Annotated in this window: 21 protein-coding genes and 1 tRNA gene; 2 read left to right on the forward strand and 20 right to left on the reverse strand. The window is 50.6% G+C overall.

Annotated features, from left to right (window positions below):
• The first annotated feature begins 63 nt into the window (after positions 1-63).
• Both A7975_RS10775 and clpP read left to right on the forward strand, forming a co-directional pair.
• Positions 64-138: transfer RNA gene (locus tag A7975_RS10775), tRNA-Arg, on the forward strand.
• Between the two features lie 191 nt (positions 139-329).
• Complete coding sequence (gene clpP, locus A7975_RS10780) at positions 330-914, forward strand: ATP-dependent Clp endopeptidase proteolytic subunit ClpP (protein ID WP_169091151.1); 585 nt, start codon at positions 330-332, stop codon at positions 912-914.
• A 145-nt stretch (positions 915-1,059) separates the two neighbouring features.
• Here the strand turns inward: clpP and A7975_RS10785 are convergent, their stop codons facing one another.
• The 20 genes from A7975_RS10785 to hprK form a co-directional block, all read right to left on the reverse strand.
• Positions 1,060-1,329: an HPr family phosphocarrier protein gene (locus tag A7975_RS10785; protein ID WP_028609180.1), complete on the reverse strand. Its 270-nt coding sequence runs from the start codon at positions 1,327-1,329 to the stop codon at positions 1,060-1,062.
• A 194-nt stretch (positions 1,330-1,523) separates the two neighbouring features.
• Positions 1,524-2,453, reverse strand: coding sequence for a DNA-binding protein WhiA (gene whiA / locus A7975_RS10790; RefSeq protein ID WP_053373237.1), 930 nt, complete (start codon positions 2,451-2,453; stop codon positions 1,524-1,526).
• 6 nt (positions 2,454-2,459) lie between these two features.
• Positions 2,460-3,446, reverse strand: a complete 987-nt coding sequence (locus A7975_RS10795) for a gluconeogenesis factor YvcK family protein (RefSeq protein ID WP_053373238.1) — start codon at positions 3,444-3,446, stop codon at positions 2,460-2,462.
• Between the two features lie 12 nt (positions 3,447-3,458).
• Positions 3,459-4,346, reverse strand: coding sequence for an RNase adapter RapZ (gene rapZ / locus A7975_RS10800; RefSeq protein WP_053373239.1), 888 nt, complete (start codon positions 4,344-4,346; stop codon positions 3,459-3,461).
• 124 nt (positions 4,347-4,470) lie between these two features.
• Complete coding sequence (locus A7975_RS10805) at positions 4,471-5,421, reverse strand: ROK family glucokinase (RefSeq protein WP_053373240.1); 951 nt, start codon at positions 5,419-5,421, stop codon at positions 4,471-4,473.
• A 184-nt stretch (positions 5,422-5,605) separates the two neighbouring features.
• A complete protein-coding gene (gene trxB, locus A7975_RS10810; protein ID WP_053373241.1) occupies positions 5,606-6,553 on the reverse strand; it encodes a thioredoxin-disulfide reductase in 948 nt (315 codons plus the stop codon).
• A gap of 20 nt (positions 6,554-6,573) precedes the next feature.
• Positions 6,574-8,325, reverse strand: a complete 1,752-nt coding sequence (locus A7975_RS10815) for a tetratricopeptide repeat protein (RefSeq protein WP_065385160.1) — start codon at positions 8,323-8,325, stop codon at positions 6,574-6,576.
• Positions 8,326-8,488: 163 nt separating this feature from the next.
• Complete coding sequence (locus A7975_RS10820; RefSeq protein ID WP_053373243.1) at positions 8,489-9,439, reverse strand: ribose-phosphate diphosphokinase; 951 nt, start codon at positions 9,437-9,439, stop codon at positions 8,489-8,491.
• A 115-nt stretch (positions 9,440-9,554) separates the two neighbouring features.
• Positions 9,555-10,361: a histidinol-phosphatase HisJ gene (gene hisJ / locus A7975_RS10825; RefSeq protein WP_065385161.1), complete on the reverse strand. Its 807-nt coding sequence runs from the start codon at positions 10,359-10,361 to the stop codon at positions 9,555-9,557.
• Positions 10,362-10,439: 78 nt separating this feature from the next.
• Positions 10,440-11,132, reverse strand: a complete 693-nt coding sequence (gene hisIE, locus A7975_RS10830; RefSeq protein WP_053373245.1) for a bifunctional phosphoribosyl-AMP cyclohydrolase/phosphoribosyl-ATP diphosphatase HisIE — start codon at positions 11,130-11,132, stop codon at positions 10,440-10,442.
• On the reverse strand, positions 11,129-11,887 hold the full coding sequence (gene hisF, locus A7975_RS10835) for an imidazole glycerol phosphate synthase subunit HisF (RefSeq protein WP_053373246.1): 759 nt from the start codon (positions 11,885-11,887) through the stop codon (positions 11,129-11,131). Before hisF ends, hisIE begins: the two co-directional genes overlap by 4 nt.
• Before the next feature lie 110 nt (positions 11,888-11,997).
• Complete coding sequence (hisH, locus tag A7975_RS10840; RefSeq protein WP_065385162.1) at positions 11,998-12,612, reverse strand: imidazole glycerol phosphate synthase subunit HisH; 615 nt, start codon at positions 12,610-12,612, stop codon at positions 11,998-12,000.
• A gap of 1 nt (position 12,613) precedes the next feature.
• Positions 12,614-13,219 (reverse strand): imidazoleglycerol-phosphate dehydratase HisB, encoded by a 606-nt coding sequence (gene hisB / locus A7975_RS10845; RefSeq protein ID WP_053373248.1) that lies wholly within the window; start codon positions 13,217-13,219, stop codon positions 12,614-12,616.
• A 73-nt stretch (positions 13,220-13,292) separates the two neighbouring features.
• Entirely contained in the window at positions 13,293-14,579 is a 1,287-nt protein-coding gene (hisD, locus tag A7975_RS10850; RefSeq protein ID WP_053377528.1) for a histidinol dehydrogenase, read from the reverse strand.
• Positions 14,580-14,682: 103 nt separating this feature from the next.
• The gene (gene hisG, locus A7975_RS10855) at positions 14,683-15,327 is read right to left on the reverse strand and encodes an ATP phosphoribosyltransferase (protein WP_053373249.1); all 645 of its coding nucleotides are present in this window, start codon (positions 15,325-15,327) and stop codon (positions 14,683-14,685) included.
• Positions 15,324-16,553 (reverse strand): ATP phosphoribosyltransferase regulatory subunit, encoded by a 1,230-nt coding sequence (locus tag A7975_RS10860; RefSeq protein WP_053373250.1) that lies wholly within the window; start codon positions 16,551-16,553, stop codon positions 15,324-15,326. The genes hisG and A7975_RS10860 overlap by 4 nt, the downstream gene beginning before the upstream one ends.
• Before the next feature lie 191 nt (positions 16,554-16,744).
• Positions 16,745-17,281: an acyltransferase gene (locus A7975_RS10865; RefSeq protein WP_176707711.1), complete on the reverse strand. Its 537-nt coding sequence runs from the start codon at positions 17,279-17,281 to the stop codon at positions 16,745-16,747.
• Entirely contained in the window at positions 17,268-17,939 is a 672-nt protein-coding gene (ppaX, locus tag A7975_RS10870) for a pyrophosphatase PpaX (RefSeq protein WP_053373252.1), read from the reverse strand. Before ppaX ends, A7975_RS10865 begins: the two co-directional genes overlap by 14 nt.
• Positions 17,940-17,955: 16 nt before the next feature.
• Positions 17,956-18,954 (reverse strand): prolipoprotein diacylglyceryl transferase, encoded by a 999-nt coding sequence (gene lgt, locus A7975_RS10875; RefSeq protein WP_053373253.1) that lies wholly within the window; start codon positions 18,952-18,954, stop codon positions 17,956-17,958.
• Positions 18,955-18,975: 21 nt separating this feature from the next.
• Positions 18,976-19,914 carry an HPr(Ser) kinase/phosphatase gene (gene hprK / locus A7975_RS10880; protein WP_053373254.1) on the reverse strand — a complete coding sequence of 313 codons (939 nt, stop codon included), beginning with the start codon at positions 19,912-19,914 and terminating at the stop codon, positions 18,976-18,978.
• Positions 19,915-19,964: the final 50 nt, after the last annotated feature.

A 19,964-nucleotide genomic window follows, 5' to 3' on the forward strand; every position in this document is an offset into this window, starting at 1 on the left:
AACGCCCCTTGCTTTACCATCTGTAATGTCATATAATCATTTTTGCGACTATTTTATGCACATGCGCCCGTGGTCCAATGGATATGACGCAGCCCTCCGAAGGCTGAGATCTAGGTTCGATTCCTTGCGGGCGCGCCATTACAACTAATCAGCCGATCAGGCTTGCAACTCCTATAATGATACAGACTAACCGTTCCTATACGCTGGAACGGTTTTTTTATTGGATTGACGGACTTGTTTGACTATCTTTGACTTTTGACTTTTCATCCGTTATTATGAGAATACGATTTAACCATTCATTGTTTTTGAGGAGGGGGCTTACGTTGGATATGAATTTCGTTCCTATGGTTATTGAGCAAAACAATCGAGGTGAGCGTGCGTATGACATTTACTCTCGCCTATTGAAAGACCGCATTATTTTTCTAGGATCAGGTGTAAATGACGTTGTGGCTAACTCCATCATCGCTCAATTGCTTTTCCTGGCAGCAGACGACCCTGAGAAAGACATTTCTCTTTATATTAACAGCCCGGGCGGCTCGATTACGGCAGGCATGGCTATCTACGATACGATGCAGTACATTAAACCGGACGTGTCCACCATTTGTGTCGGCATGGCCGCATCCATGGGCGCTTTCCTGCTTACGGCAGGCGCAATCGGCAAACGCTACGCGCTTCCGAACAGCGAAGTCATGATTCACCAGCCGCTTGGCGGCGCAGAAGGTCAAGCAAGCGATATCGCCATTCGCGCGAAACGCATCATCGGCATGCGCGACAAGCTGAACGGCATCTTGGCAGAGCGCAGCGGACAATCGCTTGAGCGTATCGAGAAAGATACGGATCGCGATTACTTCATGAGCGCAGCTGAAGCCAAAGAATACGGCTTGGTCGATAAAGTAATCGAGAAGCTGGCATAATCGACATTCAGCATCACAACAAAAAGAGTAGGTCGACGGAGAAATCTCCAGACCTGCTCTTTTTGTTTTTTTGTACGCTTTTCAACAAAAAAAAAGAGCTGTCGCCGCAAGCTCGTTAAGAACCTGCGTGACTTCTCCCTTTTTCTTATTGGTTTTCCAACTCTTCTTTGCTTACTAAAGCGACTAAAGCGTTTACAGCCTGTTCTGCATCCGAACCCTCTGCACTAATGGATACCTCAGTGCCAGAACTGATTGCTAAGCTCATAATTCCCATTATGGATTTCGCATTCACTTTTTTGTCGTCTTTCTCTACAAATACTTCGGAGGAAAATTTGTTCGCTTCTTGTACGAATAATGCTGCAGGTCTTGCATGAAGTCCCGTCTTAAGACGAACAACAACCGGAAGCCTTGTCATGGAAACCATACCCCCTATATTTTACTCAATCATTAGCATGCGGCAAAAGCGTTAACGGCTCTAATTGCCGTCTTCTGGCTGCAAAAGCTCTTTTCCGGTCAAAGATAAGTATAGTTTGGCCTTCTTATCTTTTTTAAATTAAGTCATTTTGAATTATTATATCATTATACCAGTTCATGCACTAGCATAAAAGCTCAGACCCCACGGATTTTTTCCGCAAGTTCATCAATTTTACGTAAACGGTGGTTTACGCCTGACTTACTGACCTTTCCGCTTAGCATTTCACCAACCTCTGTCAGATTCATATCCGGATGCTGCAGCCTGATTTCGGCTACCTCCTTCAACTTATCAGGCAGGCTATCCAAACCGACTTCACGCTGCAGCAGCTTAATGTTCTCGATCTGACGAACGGCTGCTCCAATCGTTTTGTTCAGATTGGCTGTCTCGCAATTGACGATTCGGTTTACCGAATTTCGCATATCGCGCATGATTCGGACATCCTCAAACTTGAATAAAGCTTGATGCGCGCCAATAATATTGAGGAGCTCGATTATTTTCTCGCCCTCTTTGATGTAGAAGATAAAACCCTTTTTACGTTCAATGCATCTAGCGTTTAGATCAAATTTGTTTGCAAGGTCGACGAGCGACTCGCAATGCTCTTGGTACATCGACGAAATCTCCAAATGATAAGAGGAGCCTTCCGGATTGTTGACGGAACCGCCCGCTAGGAACGCGCCGCGCAAATAGGAACGTTTGCAGCATGGCTTCCGAATGATTTCCTTGTCGATGCCAAGGTTGAACATAAAGCCTTCGGATACAATTTTTAGCTCGCTCAATATTTCCTGTACGCCTGCCGGAATACGGACGATATAGACATTATTTTTTTTGAGCCTCATCTTCTTGCGGACGAGCAGCTCAACATGCAGCTCATAATGCTTTTTGAGCAGGGAGTAAATTCTTCTGGCTATGGCGGCATTTTCCGTTGAGATGTCCAAAACGACTTTGCGGCTAGACACGCTAACCGAACCATTCATCCGTATGAGTGCAGATAGCTCCGCTCGCTCACAACAGCTGTCCGCTTCAATTAATGTCAGCTCTTTCTTTGTTTGTGCCGCAAATGACATTGTGTATCACCTCTTTCGTAACATCCAATTCTCAACCAGCTTATATATATGATGGCTTAAACGTTCGGCATCATGCCTCAAAAAAGTTCGGAATAAAACAAGGCGGTCTGCAATGACCTCATAACCCTTTTGCGTCACCGCATCCAGATCTAGATGAACGGCCTTCGCGCCAAGCTCCGCATACTTGCTTTCGATCTGCGGCGGAATTTCACCGTCATTCACGATTACATAATCAAATAAATGATGGCCGATATGGGAATGAATCGCATCCAAATGATCGCCAACCGAATAATTATCGGTCTCGCCGGGCTGCGTCATCACGTTGCACACAAATAGCTTAACGGCTTCCGATTCGACAATCGCACTCGCAAGCTTAGGAACGAGCAGATTCGGAATAATACTTGTATACAAGCTGCCCGGTCCAATTAATATTGCGTCTGCTTGCTCGATCGCTTCAACCGCTTCCTCCAGCGGCTCTACGTCAGCCGGCTCCAAAAACACCCGCTTGATCACTTTGCCCGCTTTCGGAATCATGGATTCTCCGGTCACGATGGAGCCGTCAGCCATTTCCGCTTTAAGCACGATTGATCGCCCCGCTGCGGGCAGCACCCGCCCTCGAACCGCAAGGACGCGGCTAAGCTCTCGGATACCGGTGACGAAGTCTCCAGATATATCAGTCATCGCTGCCAGCATTAGGTTGCCTAGACTATGTCCTGCAAGCCCTGGAACCGTTTTGAAACGATATTGCAAAACCTCCGTTAACAAAGGCTCTGCGTCAGCCAGTGCCATAAGCACGTTGCGAATGTCGCCTGGCGGAGGGATTTGCAGCTCATTGCGCAAAATGCCCGAGCTGCCTCCATCGTCGGCAACCGTCACAATAGCCGTAATATCGAGCGGCTTCTCTTTCAGCCCTCGCAGCATGACAGAGAGTCCGGTACCGCCGCCTATGACGACAATCTTCGGACGTCTCATAATTTTGTGTCTACTCTGCATTCTATCACCCCGTCAATGCTTGTCACGCTCGGCATCGCGATGGCTGACACGCACGCGTTCCGTATCACTGCTGCCGAGCATGCGTCCCAGATATTCAGCAATGGCAACGGAACGATGCTTGCCGCCCGTGCAGCCAATACCGATAACAACCTGACTTTTCCCTTCCTTGCGATATAGCGGAATAAGGAACTGCAGCATGTCTAGGAGCTTTGTAAGAAACTGCTGTGTTTCAGGCCATTTCATGACGTATTCGTACACATCGGGGTTTTGACCGGTATTCGGGCGCAGATGCTCGACATAATGCGGATTAGGCAAGAAGCGAACGTCATAGATGAGGTCAGCGTCAATCGGTATGCCGTATTTGAAGCCAAAGGAGGTTACATTGATGGAAAGGCTGTTTTGCTCCAAATTCGTGAAGTGCGAAATAATTCGTTCCTTCAAGTGAGCCGGCTTCAAAATACTCGTATCGATAACCTGCGACGCCCAGCCCTTTAAATCCTCCAGCAAGCGGCGTTCATTCCGAATGCCGTCAAGCGGCATTCCGTCCGGAGCGAGCGGATGCCGGCGGCGGCTCTCTTTGTACCGCTGAACAAGCACCGCATCGGTTGCATCTAAAAATAAAATTTCGCAGCTGAGCGTGTAATGCTCCTTGATATAAGCAAGCGATTCGGACAGCGCCGTGAAAAATTCACGTCCACGCAAATCAATAACGAGCGCCACGTTTCCGATTTTGCCATTCGACTGCTCTATCAGCTCTGCAAACTTAGGTATAAGTACGGGTGGTAAATTATCTACGCAGAAGAAACCGAGATCCTCCAGGCTTTGGACAGCAATGGTCTTGCCCGCGCCAGACATCCCGGTTATAATGACAAGCTTTGCTACTGCTGCTGTCGTTTCCATGAATAAACCTCCCAAAAGGTTTGCGGACGCAAACCTACTTCGTAAGGATATGCCTTGGCTTGCAAATGCAAGCCTACATCATAAGAATATGCTAAGGCTCGCGAATGCAAGCCTATTTATCCAATTAACCTCTTAGAATAAGTCCAGCCGCGCCAACTACACCAGCGTTGTTGCCAAGCGTAGCCGCAACGATTTTCACGTTCTCTTTGGCTTGATCTTGCGTGTATTTTTCAAATACTTCGCGAATTTGATCGAATAGGAAGTCTCCCGCTTTCGAAACGCCGCCGCCAATAATGAAATATTGCGGGTTAAGCACGATCGCGATCATGGCCATCGATTTGCCCAAATAATAAGCTGCGCGGTTAACGATGCGCGTTGCAACTTCATCTCCGGCTTTCGCCGCATCCAGAACGTCCTTCGCCATAATGTCCTCTACCTGCGAAAGCGATGTGCGGTCGCCGCGTTCAACAGCGTCTTTCGCCATACGGATAATGCCTGTAGCTGATGATACGGTTTCCAAGCAGCCCATTTTCCCGCAGCCGCACTGAATAGCTTCCAGATCAGGCACAATTGCCATATGCCCAAGCTCTCCTGCCATTCCCATGTAGCCCTCAACAATTTTACCTTCTATAATAATGCCGCCGCCTACGCCTGTTCCGAGCGTGTAGCATACGCAGTGCCCTATGCCTTTACCCGCTCCGCCCCAAGCTTCGCCAAGTGCGGCAACATTCGCATCATTATTTACTTTAACCGTTTTGTTCAGCTCTTGCTCCAAATAAGCTTTCAAATTGACGTTCTCAATTTTCAAGTTTGGCGCAAATTTCACTATTCCGTTTGGAATGTCAAGGAAGCCCGCAATACCGACGCCTACACCGTCAACCTGCTCCCAATCATAGTCTGATTCAGCTACGATTTGCTGCGCGTACTTTGCAATATTTTGAAGGATAGTGTCCGTTCCTTTACTCGCCTCCGTCGGCCCTTCATACGTATGAAGCAATTGTCCATCCGCATTGCAAATGCCTACCTTAATAGCAGTTCCGCCGACATCGACCCCAACGTAAATCTTTTCAGACATCACTAGTCCACCTCATCAATATGTTAATCTTCTCTGTAACACTATAAGCGACCTTAACCCTCTGGTCAAGATAGCGGAATGCTTGCAAATCAAGCGCTCTCGGCTATTGAAAAGGCTATACCCTCAAGCAGATCGCTCTGCTGGTATAGCCTCCTCTGTATCCTATGAAGCTGTTCGCCAACAATTAAAGCGATTTGCTCCAGTCATGAGTAATCGCGCCTTCAAGGTATCTCTCGCAGTCTAGAGCTGCCATACAGCCGCTTCCGGCTGCTGTGATCGCTTGGCGGTATTTGCTGTCTTGCACGTCGCCGCATGCGAATACGCCCGGTACGTTCGTTTCGGAAGTGCCCGGTTTCACGACAATGTAACCATGGTCGTCAGTATCGATTTGTCCGGCAAGGAACTTCGTATTCGGCGTATGGCCGATTGCGATGAAAATGCCGTCCGTTTCAATAACATCCTCTTCGCCTGTCGTATTGTCACGAACTTTAAGTCCGGTAACGCCCATGCCGCTTGCTACAACCTCAACCGGCGTACGGTTCAGGCTCCAGCTGATCTTTTCGTTCTCGCGAGCGCGGTCCTGCATGATTTTGGAAGCGCGAAGCTCATCCCGGCGGTTAACAAGCTCAACGTTCGAGGCAAAGCGCGTAAGGAAGCTTGCTTCCTCCATCGCGGAGTCGCCGCCGCCAACAACGATGATCTTTTTGCCGCGGAAGAAGAATCCGTCGCAAGTTGCGCATGTGCTGACGCCGCGTCCGACATTTTCTTTCTCGCCTGGAATGCCAAGATATCTTGCCGATGCGCCAGTCGAGATAATGATGCTCTCCCCTACCAGCTCGCCGTGACCTTCCACTTGAAGCTTGAATGGACGCTCGGACATATCCACGCTGTTTACCCAGCCCGTAATAAACTTAGCGCCAAAGCGCTCCGCTTGCTTACGCATATTCTCCATAAGCTCAGGACCCATAATGCCTTCCGGAAAACCAGGGAAGTTCTCAACCTCGGTCGTAGTCGTCAGCTGTCCGCCTGGCTCAGGACCTTCAATAATAAGCGGGCTCATGTTGGCGCGAGCCAAGTAGATAGCCGCTGTAAGTCCGGCAGGGCCGGTACCGATAATAATGGATTTGTACATAACATTCACCTCGTAAAAGTTTATTCGTCCTGCATTTCCTGTGTAGCGAATACAGAGCTAATGGATTTCATCTTCTCTTTGATGCCGCAAACCTCGTCAATCATCTTGACGTTTTTGCTGACTGTAGCAATCGACGTGCCATAGCGTACCGAAACCTCGTGATAGGAAATCGCCCGCCGGTGCATCTTCGCCGTTAGGTATTCCAAAGCAGCAGCCCAGCCCTCCGGCTTGGTCAGCTTCGGAACGTCCGGATACACGCGCGACAGAAATTCTACCCACAAGGTCATCAAATCATGCTGCTGAACCAAATCATATTGCTTGCTCATGCGGCCCAGAGCCGTTTCAACTACAGCTTGCCATTTATCTTCCCACACAGGCAGCCTTGAAGGTACGCGGTTCGGCTCGATGACCGTTTCCTTCCCTTCGAGCACCACTCGCAAAGGCTCTTGAACACCCATCGTACGCAGTACGAAGATGGCAATGCGCTTTAAGTAATCATCCTCGTCCCGCTCCAGCAGGAAAGTCTGAAGCACATCCTTCACTTCACTGTCGGCAATCATGCCAAGCGCTTGGATGACCTGCAGCTTCGTATGCTGGTCGCCGTGGCGCAAAGCCCAGAAGAACGACGAGCGAACGAGCGGATCACGCTTGAGATGATCGGGAATGCCGTCCGAGGACTTCTCCCACAGCTTGAACTGCTCTTCAAACGGCAGATGGTAGTGGTAGCTAATGGACGCGGTATGCTCTCCGCTGCGGACAAGCTCCAACTGCTCCATATAATAATGAGGAATGCCCGATGTCGGATCGAGCTTGATCGTCTGCTTCCACAGCCGCTCGGCCTCCTGATAACGCCCGATATTGCAAGCGGCGACAGCCGCATAATGATACAGGCTAGGATCCTGGGTCAGCTCTGAATCTTTCAGCAGCCTGGTGAAGTGCTTATGAGCAGCTCCGTGCTCTCCTAAGATGCCCATAGTGGTTGCCAGTTTAAACACATGCTCCTGATGAAACGGAACCGTCTTCGTAAGCAGCTCAACAAGCGGCTGCAAGCTTTGCTCATCATTCTTGTGCTGATAGAAAATAGCAAGGTTGCACAGCGCATGCAAATTGCCGGATTCGATCTCCAGCACCTCATGAATCGTATCCATGGCTTTATCGAACATGCCCATATAATAATAGGCTAACGCCAAGTTGTTGCGCGCAGCCAGAAACTCCGGCTGGCCTTCAATGATTTTTTCCAATATGCGAACAGCCTCGGTGAATTTGCCTTCTTCAAGAAGCGTACGGGCCAGGTCATGCTCGACCATGCCTTCACGCGATTTTATGTTCGTCAGACGCGTAGGGCGCTCCAGTTCAAAATGCAGAAGGTCCATCATATCTTCCGCTTCATCAAGAAATTGCCCTTCCGAATCTTCTTCCAAATATTTAATAAGCGAGCCTTCGGCCGCTTCATATTGCTCCATATTGGCAAAATTGTTCGCCATATAGAAATGGCACTCCGTCATGGTAGGATCGAGCTCATCCACAATCCACCCTAAAATACGATTCGACTCTTCATAATTGCCAAGCTCAGAAAGAATGCCTGCCATATTGCAATGGTTTACCGGGTTTTCCGGCTCGTATTCTACGGCGCGACGAAAATATTTAAGTGCCTTGTCATAATGGAATCGATCAAGCGACCGAACCGCACGTTCGAAAAAAAACGTAGCGTCCCATTGAACCGGTATGACTTTCGTCTGTTGATCTACGGCAACACGTTTCTTCTCTTTCACTGGCAAGGCACCTCCCGTTACTTCCGATTTTCTACGATTATACCATAGCCATACCCAACAGAACACGAAAGAAATGTGGGAAAATCGCGGATGGCAGAAGCGCCACCCGCGATTTTCGCGGCATTACTATTCATTTCGCATGCTAAGCAATCAAGCCTAACGCTTAAACGCCATTGCTTTTGAACAACGTGCTGATGGATCCGCCTTCCAAAATAATGCGTGTCGCTTCAGCGAGAAGCGGCGCAACGGAAAGCACTTTGAACCGTTCCGGCGTCGATTCAGGCAAGCTGATCGAGTCGGTAACGATGACCTCTTTAATATTGGGATGATCTAAACGCTCAATAGCCGAGCCGGAGAATAACGGGTGCGTAGCGCATACGTATACATCCTCTGCACCGCGCTCCTTCAAGCTTTCAACAACGTTGACAATCGTAGATCCCGTGTCAATCAGATCCTCGATAATAATCGGAGTCTGGCCTTCGACATCGCCGATTACGTGTGTAATAACCGATTCATTGTGAGCTGGACGTTTTTTGATCATGATCGCAAACGATGTATCCAAGTAGTTCGCTAGTTTCTCTGCAGTTGAAGCACGGCCTGCATCCGGCGATACGACAACCGGGTTCTTGATGTTTTTGGACTTCAAATAATCGCTGATTAGATCAAGCGCAGTCATATGATCGACTGGAATGTTGAAGAAGCCTTGAATAGCTGGAGCATGTAGGTCGATTGTGATAACGCGGTTCGCTCCAACTGTCGTGAGCACATCCGCCAGCATTTTCGCTGAAATCGGCTCCCTTGGTGCTGCTTTGCGCTCCTGACGCGCATAGCCGTAATACGGCATGATGATGTTAACCGTTCTTGCGGAAGCACGCTTCGCCGCATCAATCATAACAAGCAATTCGACAAAATGCTCGTTGATCGGATGCGAGAATGATTGCACGAGGAAAACGTCGCAATTCCGAATCGTTTCTTCGTAATGCACGTAAATCTCACCGCTTTTAAAACGGGACATCTTGATCGCGCCTAGCGTCAGACCAAGCTCCGCACTAATTTTCTGAGCCAATACCGGATTAGACGAACCCGAAAAAATACGCACCTTGTCGCTTAACATGATACCCTCCTGAGCGTTAAAACCAATTAATTTTACGGAACAAGTACTCGTCCTTGTCGGATCATTCGACAAAGCTTGTTTGATCATCTATATTATACATGGAATTTGCAATATTTCAAAAATCAATCATCACTAATTTTCGACAATTAAATGTCGCTAGCTGCGTATATCCGACTTCTTTGAGCACAGCGTACGCTTGATCCAGATATTGGCCCAGCCTTTCGGGCTGGTGAGCATCCGATCCAACCGTCAGCGGAATGCCTAATTGCCGCGCATATTCCAGCATTCTGCGGCTTGGGAACATCTCGGCGGCAGGCGTGCGAAGCCCGGAAGCATTCAGCTCAATCGCCACCCCGCTCCGCTTAACGGCTTCAAGCGCAGCATTTTCCAAATGCGTGACATCCCCCTCCGGCTGATAGCCAAAACGTTTAATCACGTCAATATGCCCGATGTAATCATAGAAGCCGGTCGCAGCGGCTTTACCGACCGCATCATAGTACTGCTCATACACAGCCATGCGGTCGCGGCCTTCCCAGCCGCCCGTTTGACGGAAATCGGTAATATCCCATTCCCCTAGAAAATGAACCGAGCCGATCACATAATCCCAAGGATATCCGTTTACGATTGATGCGATCTGCTCCTCGCAGCCTTCAATATAATCGCCTTCGAGGCCAACGCGGATGTCGATTTGCCCTTTATACTTTTCTTTGAGATGAAGGCATTCTTCCACATAACGAGGAAGCTCATCCATAGGCATTGCCATTTCCGGATAATAAGCGGCCGGATCAACATGCAGCAGCGGCATATGATCGGAAAGGCCGAGCTGCACGAGTCCGATCTCTATCCCCTTCTTAACGTATTCCTCTAGCTCGCCGACGGCATGACCGCAGCGTGCGTGGTGGGTATGGTAATCGATAAACATGTGCGTACCGGCCTTTCTACATGGATTTTTGAGGTTTATGGATTTTGGGACAGGTATAGTTTAAAGATAAACGTACAACTATCTCATTTTGTTCGTCGTTGGCTTTCCATGGCGGCTGCTGATTTCGCTAATGACATCGTCAAAAGGCAATCCGCGCTCGCGGAGCAGTACCATCAGGTGAAAAATAAGATCGCCAACCTCGCTGCGAAGCTCGTCGTTATCTTTATTTTTTGCTGCGATAATGACTTCCGAGGCTTCCTCGCCAACCTTTTTCAAAATCTTATCTACCCCTTTGTCGAACAGGTAGGTTGTGTAAGAGCCCTCCGGGCGCTCTGCGTAACGCTCTGCGATAACGCCCTCCAGCTGTCCCAGCGTAGCGAAGCGGTCGCTAGATGCAGCCGCAGCCTCTGAGGAAGCTTCTGCGTTTCCGCTGACTTCAACCGGATTGAAGAAGCAGCTATAACGGCCCGTGTGGCAAGCAGGACCTTTTTGATCCACCTTAACTAGCAGCGTGTCGCCGTCACAGTCGTAAGCCATCGAGACGATTCGCTGCGTATGGCCGCTTGTCGCTCCTTTGTTCCAAAGCTCGCCCCGTGAACGGCTCCAAAACCAGGTTACGCCGGATTCCACGGAAAGCTGCAGCGACTCCTTATTCATATAAGCCATCATCAGCACTTCTTTGCTCTGTGCGTCTTGCACAATGGCAGGCACAAGCCCTGCGTCATCCCATTTGATTTTTGAGCTCAGCTCGTTCTGGTTGTTTTCCGTCATCGTACCTCTACTCCCTTCAACCGCAAATCATCCTTCACTTCACGGATCGTCATTTCTTTATAGTGGAAAATCGTTGCCGCCAGCGCCGCATCCGCATGCGCCTGTTGGAACACATCGTTAAAGTGCTCGACTCTTCCCGCGCCGCCAGAAGCGATAACCGGTATGCCAAGCGAATCCGATACCGCCTGCGTAAGCTTAATATCAAAGCCGTCCTTCGTCCCGTCCGCATCCATGCTCGTCAGCAAAATTTCGCCCGCTCCAAGCTTCTCAACCTCACGCGCCCACTCCAGCGCCTTGATGCCGGTTGTTTTGCGTCCGCCGTGCGTATAAACCTCCCACTCGCCCCACTCAGCATTAAACTTGGCGTCAATGGCCACCACGATGCACTGCGAGCCAAACTTGCGAGAGCCTTCTTGCACGAGCGCTTTGTTTAATACAGCCGCCGTGTTTATGCCGATTTTGTCCGCGCCTGCGCGAAGCAGCCGCTTCATGTCATCGACATGGGAAATGCCGCCGCCTACCGTAAACGGAATCGTGATTTCTCCCGCTGTCCGCTTAACAACCTCAATCATCGTAGCGCGTCCCTCGACGGAAGCCGAAATGTCCAAAAATACGAGCTCGTCAGCGCCCTCTTGGTCATAGGTAGCCGCCAGCTCGACGGGATCGCCCGCATCGCGCAAGTTCACGAAGTTAACGCCTTTCACGACGCGGCCATCCTTCACGTCTAGACACGGAATGATACGTTTCGCCAGCATGTTGCCCTCTCCTTTATGCCCGTTAAACGGGCCTCATCTATATGTCTGCCATTATTGAATAGGTTGATCCAGCTTGCAGCTTAATGCGGCTTGATGCAGCTATAATTGCTTTAGCCTTGGCTGCTTGTAAGCGCAAGAAAATTGCCCAGAAGCTGCATCCCGAGCTCGCCGCTCTTCTCTGGGTGGAACTGCATGCCGTAAACATTACCGCGACCGACAATAGCGGTCACCTGCTGGTAATAGTCCGTTGTCGCCAGCAGATCGGAAGCGAGCTCCGGCTTCGCGTGGAAGGAGTGGACGAAGTAGACATGCCCTTCGGTCAAGCCGTTAAATAACGGCGACTGCTCCTGCAGGAACGAAAGCTTGTTCCAGCCCATATGCGGAATTTTATAATCGCCGGCAAAACGGAGCACCTTGCCCGGAAGCAAGTTCAAGCCCTCGTTTTTGCCATATTCTTCGCTTTCGCTAAAAAGCAGCTGCATGCCAAGGCAAATGCCCAGCATCGGTTTGCCGGAGGCTGCATATGCTTTGGCTACCTCATCAAGCTTCGTTTCGCGCAAATTTTGCATGGCATCGCCAAAGGCGCCGACGCCCGGCAGGATAGCGCCGTCTGCTGCCGCGATCGTCTCCGGATTATCCGTAATAACCGCCTCGTGACCGAGACGTTCAACCGCCTTGCTTACGCTGTGCAAATTGCCCATGCCGTAATCAATGATCGCAATCATGCTACAGCACTCCTTTCGTCGAAGGCACTCCTTGTACGCGAGGATCAATGCTCGTTGCTTCGTCAAGCGCACGGCCAAGCGCCTTGAACACCGCTTCAATCATGTGATGCGTGTTTTGGCCATAGTGTACGATGACATGAAGCGTGATGCGCGATTCAAGCGCCAGCTTCCACAAAAACTCATGTACAAGCTCCGTGGAGAAGCTGCCCACTTGAGCCGATGGATATTCTGCACGGTATTCAAAATGCGGACGGTTGCTGACGTCGATAATAACCTGAGCAAGCGCCTCATCCATAGGAACGAATACGCTGGCATAACGCTTAATGCCGCGTTTGTCGCCTAGTGCTTCGCGAAGCGTTTGTCCGATGCAAATGCCGATGTCCTCCACCGTGTGGTGATCGTCGATGTCGATGTCGCCGCGTGCTTCAACTTCTAGATTAAACTGGCCATGCTTTGTAAACAGATCAAGCATATGGTTAAGGAACGGCACATCCGTATCAATTTTGGTCTCGCCTGTTCCGTCGACTGCAAATTTAAGCTTAATATCCGTCTCGTTCGTCTTACGTGCCACTGATGCCTCGCGTACCCGATTTTCCGACACTTTCATTCCTTCTTCCTTGGATGTGTTTTATTTTGGTTACTGTTTGGCGCTTAAAAGCCTGCGATTGCTGTGGGAGGCGCTATTCCCGTTCCTTCTCCAGACGGATCTCAATCGCGCGGGCATGGCCTTCCAATCCCTCGTGGCGCGCCAGCGTCATAATTTTTTCGCCATTGGCAAGCAGAGCTTCCTTGCTATAGTAGATCAGGCTAGATTTTTTAAGAAAATCATCGACATTGACCGGCGAAGAGAAGCGTGCCGTGCCATTTGTCGGAATGATGTGATTTGGCCCTGCAAAATAATCCCCAACCGGCTCCGAGCTGTAAGGCCCGAGGAAAATAGCACCCGCGTTCTGAATGTAGCCAAGCAGACGCATCGGATCAACCGTCAGCACCTCAAGGTGCTCTGGCGCGATCTGGTTCACGACGTCGATTCCCGCTTCAAGCGAATCGACGAGCAGCACCGCCCCGTAGCTGTCTATGGAGCTGCGGGCAATGTCTTGGCGCGGCAGAGTGGACAGCTGCCGCTCCACCTCCGCTGCAACCGCCTCCGCAAGCTGCTGCGACGGCGTCACAAGAATCGCCGACGCCATTTCATCGTGCTCTGCCTGCGACAGCAAATCCGCGGCTACGTACGCGGGATCTGCTGAATCGTCAGCAAGCACGACGATTTCACTTGGCCCGGCGATACTGTCGATATCGACGGCACCGAATACGGCGCGCTTAGCCAGCGCCACGTAAATGTTGCCCGGTCCGCAAATTTTATCGACCGGGGCAATGCTCGCCGTGCCGTACGCAAGCGCGGCAATGGCTTGTGCGCCGCCGACCCGGTACATCTCCTTGACGCCCGCTTCCGCGGCGGCAACGAGAATATACGGGTCGATGCCCTCCGTGCCGCCGGTTGCAGGCGGCGTCACCATAACGATCTCCGGCACGCCGGCTACCTGTGCCGGAATTACGTTCATCAGCACGGACGACGGATAAGCCGCCTTGCCTCCGGGCACATATACGCCGACCCGCTTAAGCGGTCGCATAATTTGCCCGAGCAGCGTTCCGTCCTGCTGCAGATCCATCCACGAGGTCCGCATTTGCTTCTCGTGGAAAGTCCGAACATTCACGGCCGCTTCGCGAATCGCCGTGAGGAAGTCGGCGTCGACAAGCGCATACGCCGCCTGAATCTCCTCTTGCGTCACGCGCAGCGACGCCGCGTCCAGCTTAACGCGGTCATGCTGCTCCGTATACCTGAGCAGCGCCGCGTCCCCCTCGGCCTTTACGTCTGCGACGATCCTTAAGGCCGCTTCATTTTGCTCCGGTGTTCCATACTCCACCTCGCGCTTCAATCCAAACTGCTCCGCTCGCATAATACGCATATCATCCACTCCTTCCATATACTCGCCCTGCACTTAATATCTATCGCTATCCCTAGCTCGCTACTGCATCCGATCTTTCCAAGTCACTCGCTCTAACTAAGCCTTAAACCCGTCCCGCCAATGTCGCTTGCAACCGATCACAAAGACTCTGGATCGCTTCGTTCTTCATCCGGTAGCTTACGCGATTGGCAATCAGGCGGCTCGTAATGCCGAAGATCGATTCCATTTCCACCAGCCCGTTCTCCCGCAGCGTTTGGCCCGTTTCCACCATATCGACGATACGGTCCGCTAGGCCGATCATCGGCGCAAGCTCGATCGAACCGTTCAGCTTAATCACCTCAACCTGCTGTCCAAGCTCGCGGAAATAAGCGGACGCAACATTCGGGTACTTGGTCGCAACGCGCGGGTTGATCGTTGGCTTCCAATCCGGCATGCCGATAACCGACATGCGGCATTTGGCTATGCCCAGATCAAGCAGCTCATAAACGTCCTTATTTTCCTCCATCAGCACGTCTTTGCCGACGATACCGATATCCGCTACGCCGTATTCCACATAAGTCGGCACGTCAACCGGCTTCGCCATAATGAACTCCATGCCTACCTCTGGCAGTTCAATGATCAGCTTGCGCGTATCATCAAAATCACTCGGAATCGGCAGTCCCGCCTCGCGAAACAGCTTCGATGCCACCTTATAAATGCGGCCCTTCGGCATCGCCACTTTCAAAATATCCCTAGTCTCTCCGCTCATGTGGCGCTGCCTCCTTTAATTCCATTCCCGTTAAACGTCAGCAAAGCCGTATAATTTACGCCTTTATGCGTAAACGAGCCCCGCTCCTTCGATTTCAATCCATCTATTAAAGAGCCGTTCTCGTCCGAACGCTCCGTTACTACGCTAACGCCCTGAGCGCGCAGCTCCTGCGCTTTGACAAGCGCTTCTCCGCGGCCCGCAGTATCGTAAACAATTAGCGTACGCTCAGTTTCATTCTCCGCTTTATCGCCCAGCAGCTCCAAAATACGCGTCGTCTTCAGCGCGAATCCCGTTGCAGGCGCAGGTCTGCCGAACTGTGCCAGCAGGTTGTCGTAACGTCCGCCGCTAACTACCGGGAATCCGAGATCAGCAGCGTACCCTTCGAATGTCATGCCTGTATAATAAGAGAAATCCCCAATCATCGTTAAATCAATAAGTACATGCTCGCATACGCCGTAAGCCTTCAGCACATCCCAAATCTCGCATAGATGGCGAATCGATGAGCGTGCGTTATCGTCTACGCTTAGCTGCAACGCCTGATCGCAGATCTCCTGGCCGCCGCGCAAACGCAAAATACCTTCAAGCTCCTGCTGTACCGACTCATCGATAGACAGCTCACGCAGCTGCTTTCGATAGCCTACAAAATCACGTCCGAGCAAGCAGCTCTTAAGCTGCTCCTGTGCTTCTACCCGGCCCGGGAGAGCTTCTTCCATTAATCCGTTCAGGAAGCCGACATGCCCGATCGCTATTTTGAAACGTTCGACGCCAGCTGCTTTCAAAGAAGCAATCGCAAGAGCGACGACCTCCGCATCCGCTTCAGCCGATGAATCGCCGACCAGCTCTACGCCCGTTTGGAAAAACTCCGCCTCGCGGCCAGCCTCTTCCTCAATAGCGCGGAACACGTTCGAGTGATAGGACAAGCGCTGCGGGAAATCGGCTTGTTTCAATAGTGAGGATACAACACGGGCAATAGGCGCCGTCATATCGGAGCGCAATACTAGCGTCGTTCCGCGGTTGTTAAGCAGCTTGAACAGCTTCTGATCCGATGTCGAGCTGGCAACGCCTACCGTGTCGTAATATTCCATCGTTGGTGTAATAATTTGCTCATAGCCCCAGCCCTGCATGCAGGCCAGCACCTGACGCTCTATATGACGCAGCTTCGCTACCGCGCTTGGCAAATAATCTTTAACGCCTGTCGGCTTCTCAAAAACTTTTGGTTTGGACATATATAATCACCTTCACTTACTTTAGTGGTTTAAAGCGATACCATGTTACCATGCTAACAAATTAAAGAGTTTAATCGTAATATTAGCATGAAAAGCTTAAATTCGTCAAGCCGAATACGGCCCTCCACGCGCCAAAAAGAAACCCCGCCCAGCTGCGAAACGAACTCGTCTGGACGAGGCTTTTTTAACAGCTATTCGTTTAAAATGCTCCGTACGTTCTCGTCGTTCCCACTTGTGTGTGAAGCATCGCTTCTCTTAATCTCCCGCATCGGATTGCCTCCGACAAACGCATAAGCAGGCACGTCCTTATGGATGACAGAGCCGGCTGCTACGACCGCATGGTCGCCGATCGTGACGCCGGGAAGGATCGTCGTATTAGCGCCGATCATAACATGGGAGCCAATGACAACGTTGCCAAGCCGATACTCCTTGATCAAATATTCATGGGTGAGAATCGTTGTATTATATCCAATAATCGTATTATTGCCGACCGTAATGCGTTCTGGAAAGAAGACATCGACCATAACCATTAGTGCAAATGCGGTATGCTCCCCGACCTTCATCCCGAGCAAACGGCGGTAAATCCAATTTTTGAGCGGAAGGATCGGACAATAGCGGGCAAGCTGGATAAAGATGAAATTACGGACCGACTTCACTCGGCTTACCGTAGAATATACTTGCCACAGCGCGTTTGGCCCTTCCACCGGATATCGTTCAACTTTGCGCAAGCGTCTCCCGCTCCATTCCAACAAATGCATATAGATCGCGCATATCATGAATCACATGATGTGCTCCCGCATCCTTCAGCTTCAGCTCGCCCTTAAGCGACCAAGCCACGCCAACCGCAATGGCACCCGCAGCGATCGCGGATTCGATATCCACCGTGCTGTCGCCTACCATCATCGTTGTTGCCGGGTCTGCTCCAAGCAGTCCAATCGCTTTGCTCACTGGCTCGGGATGAGGCTTAGGATTAACGACATCGTCAATCGTGACGATTGCATCCACGTAATCAAACAACCCCGTATATTTCAAGCCACGTTCTGTCGTTAGGCGCATTTTGGTCGTAACGACCCCGATCTGAATGCCTTCACCATGCAGACGTTCGATAACCTCGTTCACATAATCAAATGCTTTTACATACTCGTCATGCAACCGTAAATTCACTTCGCGATACGCTGCAACAAGATGCGTTACATCTTCCAGCCCTGAGAAAAGCTTCATTTGGTCCGTTAGCGGCTGTCCCATGCTTGGGATGATGTGCTCTCTGCCAAAGCCCTCAGGCGTTATGCCTTGCAACGATTCTATGAACGAGCGAATGATGAGCTCATTGGTGTCGATAATCGTGCCGTCCAAATCGAACAGCATCGTTTTGATTTTGCCCGTCATCGTAAAACCTCCTAAATTACTCTTGTCGTTTGCCGGCTTCTTCCTCTTTAACCGTAGCCGCATCTTCCAATTTAGCTGCTTCCGAGCCGCCGTTTCTCTCCGGCTTCGTAGTTACGATCGGATCAAGATAACGCGCTGATGCAAGACCTGTCTTGCGGCGAACAATAATGAGCACGATAGCCCCTAGAATGAGCAGCAAAGCCAGCACCTGCGAAATTCTAACATTGCCGTATGCAGGGTCCAAATACCCTTGCTTGAACAGCACTTCCATTGGCGTCCATAGGGCATTGATGAATGAAGCAAGCCAAGATGGCCCGATAAAAGCCAAGCTGTCTGTACGAAGCGCTTCAATAAAGAAGCGGCCGATCGAATACCAGATAAAGTAGCTGGCCATCAGCTCGCCCGCACGCAAAAATTTCTGGCGGCGCAGCACGAGCAAGATGATAATGCCGACTAAGCTCCAGATCGACTCATACAAAAATGCGGGATGGCGATATACGCCTTGTACTAGCATCTGATCGACGATAAAGGATGGCAAATGCAGCGTATTGCGAAGGAATGACTCGCTAACCTCTCCGCCGTAAGCTTCCTGGTTCATAAAATTGCCCCAGCGTCCGATCATTTGGCCCGCAAGAAGTCCGGGCACACAAATATCCACTAAACGCCAGAAGTTATAGCCTTTGTAACGGAAGTAGAAAAATCCGCAAATAAAGGCTCCGATAATAGCGCCATAGATCGCGATGCCGCCATTCCATATTTTGAACACATCAATAAAGTTTCCTTTATAATCTTCCCACTTGAACGCCACATAATAAATTCGCGCTCCAATGATGGCGGAAGGAACGCCGAGCAGCAGCAAGTCCATAAACAAATCCGGCTTAATGCCGAAGCGTTTTCCTTCCTGCACGGCGAACAGCAGACCCACTAACGCCGCCGTTCCCAAAATAATGCCATACCAATGCACTTCAATCGATCCTAACGTGAAGGCAATTGGATTTAGTATCAATGTCTTCATTATTTTATATCCCCTTTAGGTTCAATCGTATTCATCCATATCATCGGCAATCGTTTCCGTCAGCTTATTCGTAAATTGCAGCGCCGCATTGTAACCCATCCGTTTCAGACGGAAGTTCATCGCCGCAACCTCGATAATGACTGCTAAGTTACGACCTGGACGTACAGGTACGGTCACGAGAGGAATATCCGTGTCGATAATGCGCGTTGTTTCTTCGTCTAGGCCAAGGCGGTCATACTGTTTGTCCTGCTGCCAGTTCTCCAGCTTGATAACTAGCCCGATACGCTTCTGCGTACGTACAGCACCTGCTCCGAACAGCGTCATCACATTAATGATCCCTAGTCCTCTAATTTCAAGCAAGTGGCGAATAAGCTCCGGCGCGCTGCCGTGCAGCTGCGCATCCGAGGTTTGCATAATCTCGACCGCATCATCGGCGACAAGCCGGTGGCCGCGTTTAACGAGCTCTAGCGCTGTCTCGCTCTTACCAATGCCGCTGCCTCCTGTAATGAGCATGCCGACGCCGTACACGTCAACGAGAACGCCATGAATCGTAGCCGTTGGCGCTAGCTTTCTCTCAAGAAAATCAGTAATTCTGCTGGACAAAATCGTCGTTGCCACGTTGCTGCGCAGCAGCGGGATTTGCATCTCGGCCGATTGATCGATTAGCTCCTGAGGCGCTTCAAGCCCTCTAGTCAAAATAATACAAGGCGTGTCCTCATTGCATAGGCGCACCATACGATCCTTGCGCTCTTCGCTGCCTAGCATATTTAAAAACGATATTTCCGTTCGGCCAAGCAGCTGAACACGCTCGCTTGGATGGTAATGGAAATATCCGGCCATTTCAAGGCCTGGCCGATACAAATCATCTACCGTTATGGCACGCTTCATTCCGTCCTCGCCAGCTATAATTTCGAGCTGAAATTGTTTGACGAGCTCAGATACTTTCACTTTTTTCGGCATCGTAGGGCCTCCCTCATATGACAACTGCTAGTGTGTGTATGTATGTTATT

The sequence above is a fragment of the Bacillus sp. FJAT-26390 genome (genome assembly GCF_001682865.1).
Classification (GTDB): domain Bacteria; phylum Bacillota; class Bacilli; order Paenibacillales; family Paenibacillaceae; genus Pristimantibacillus.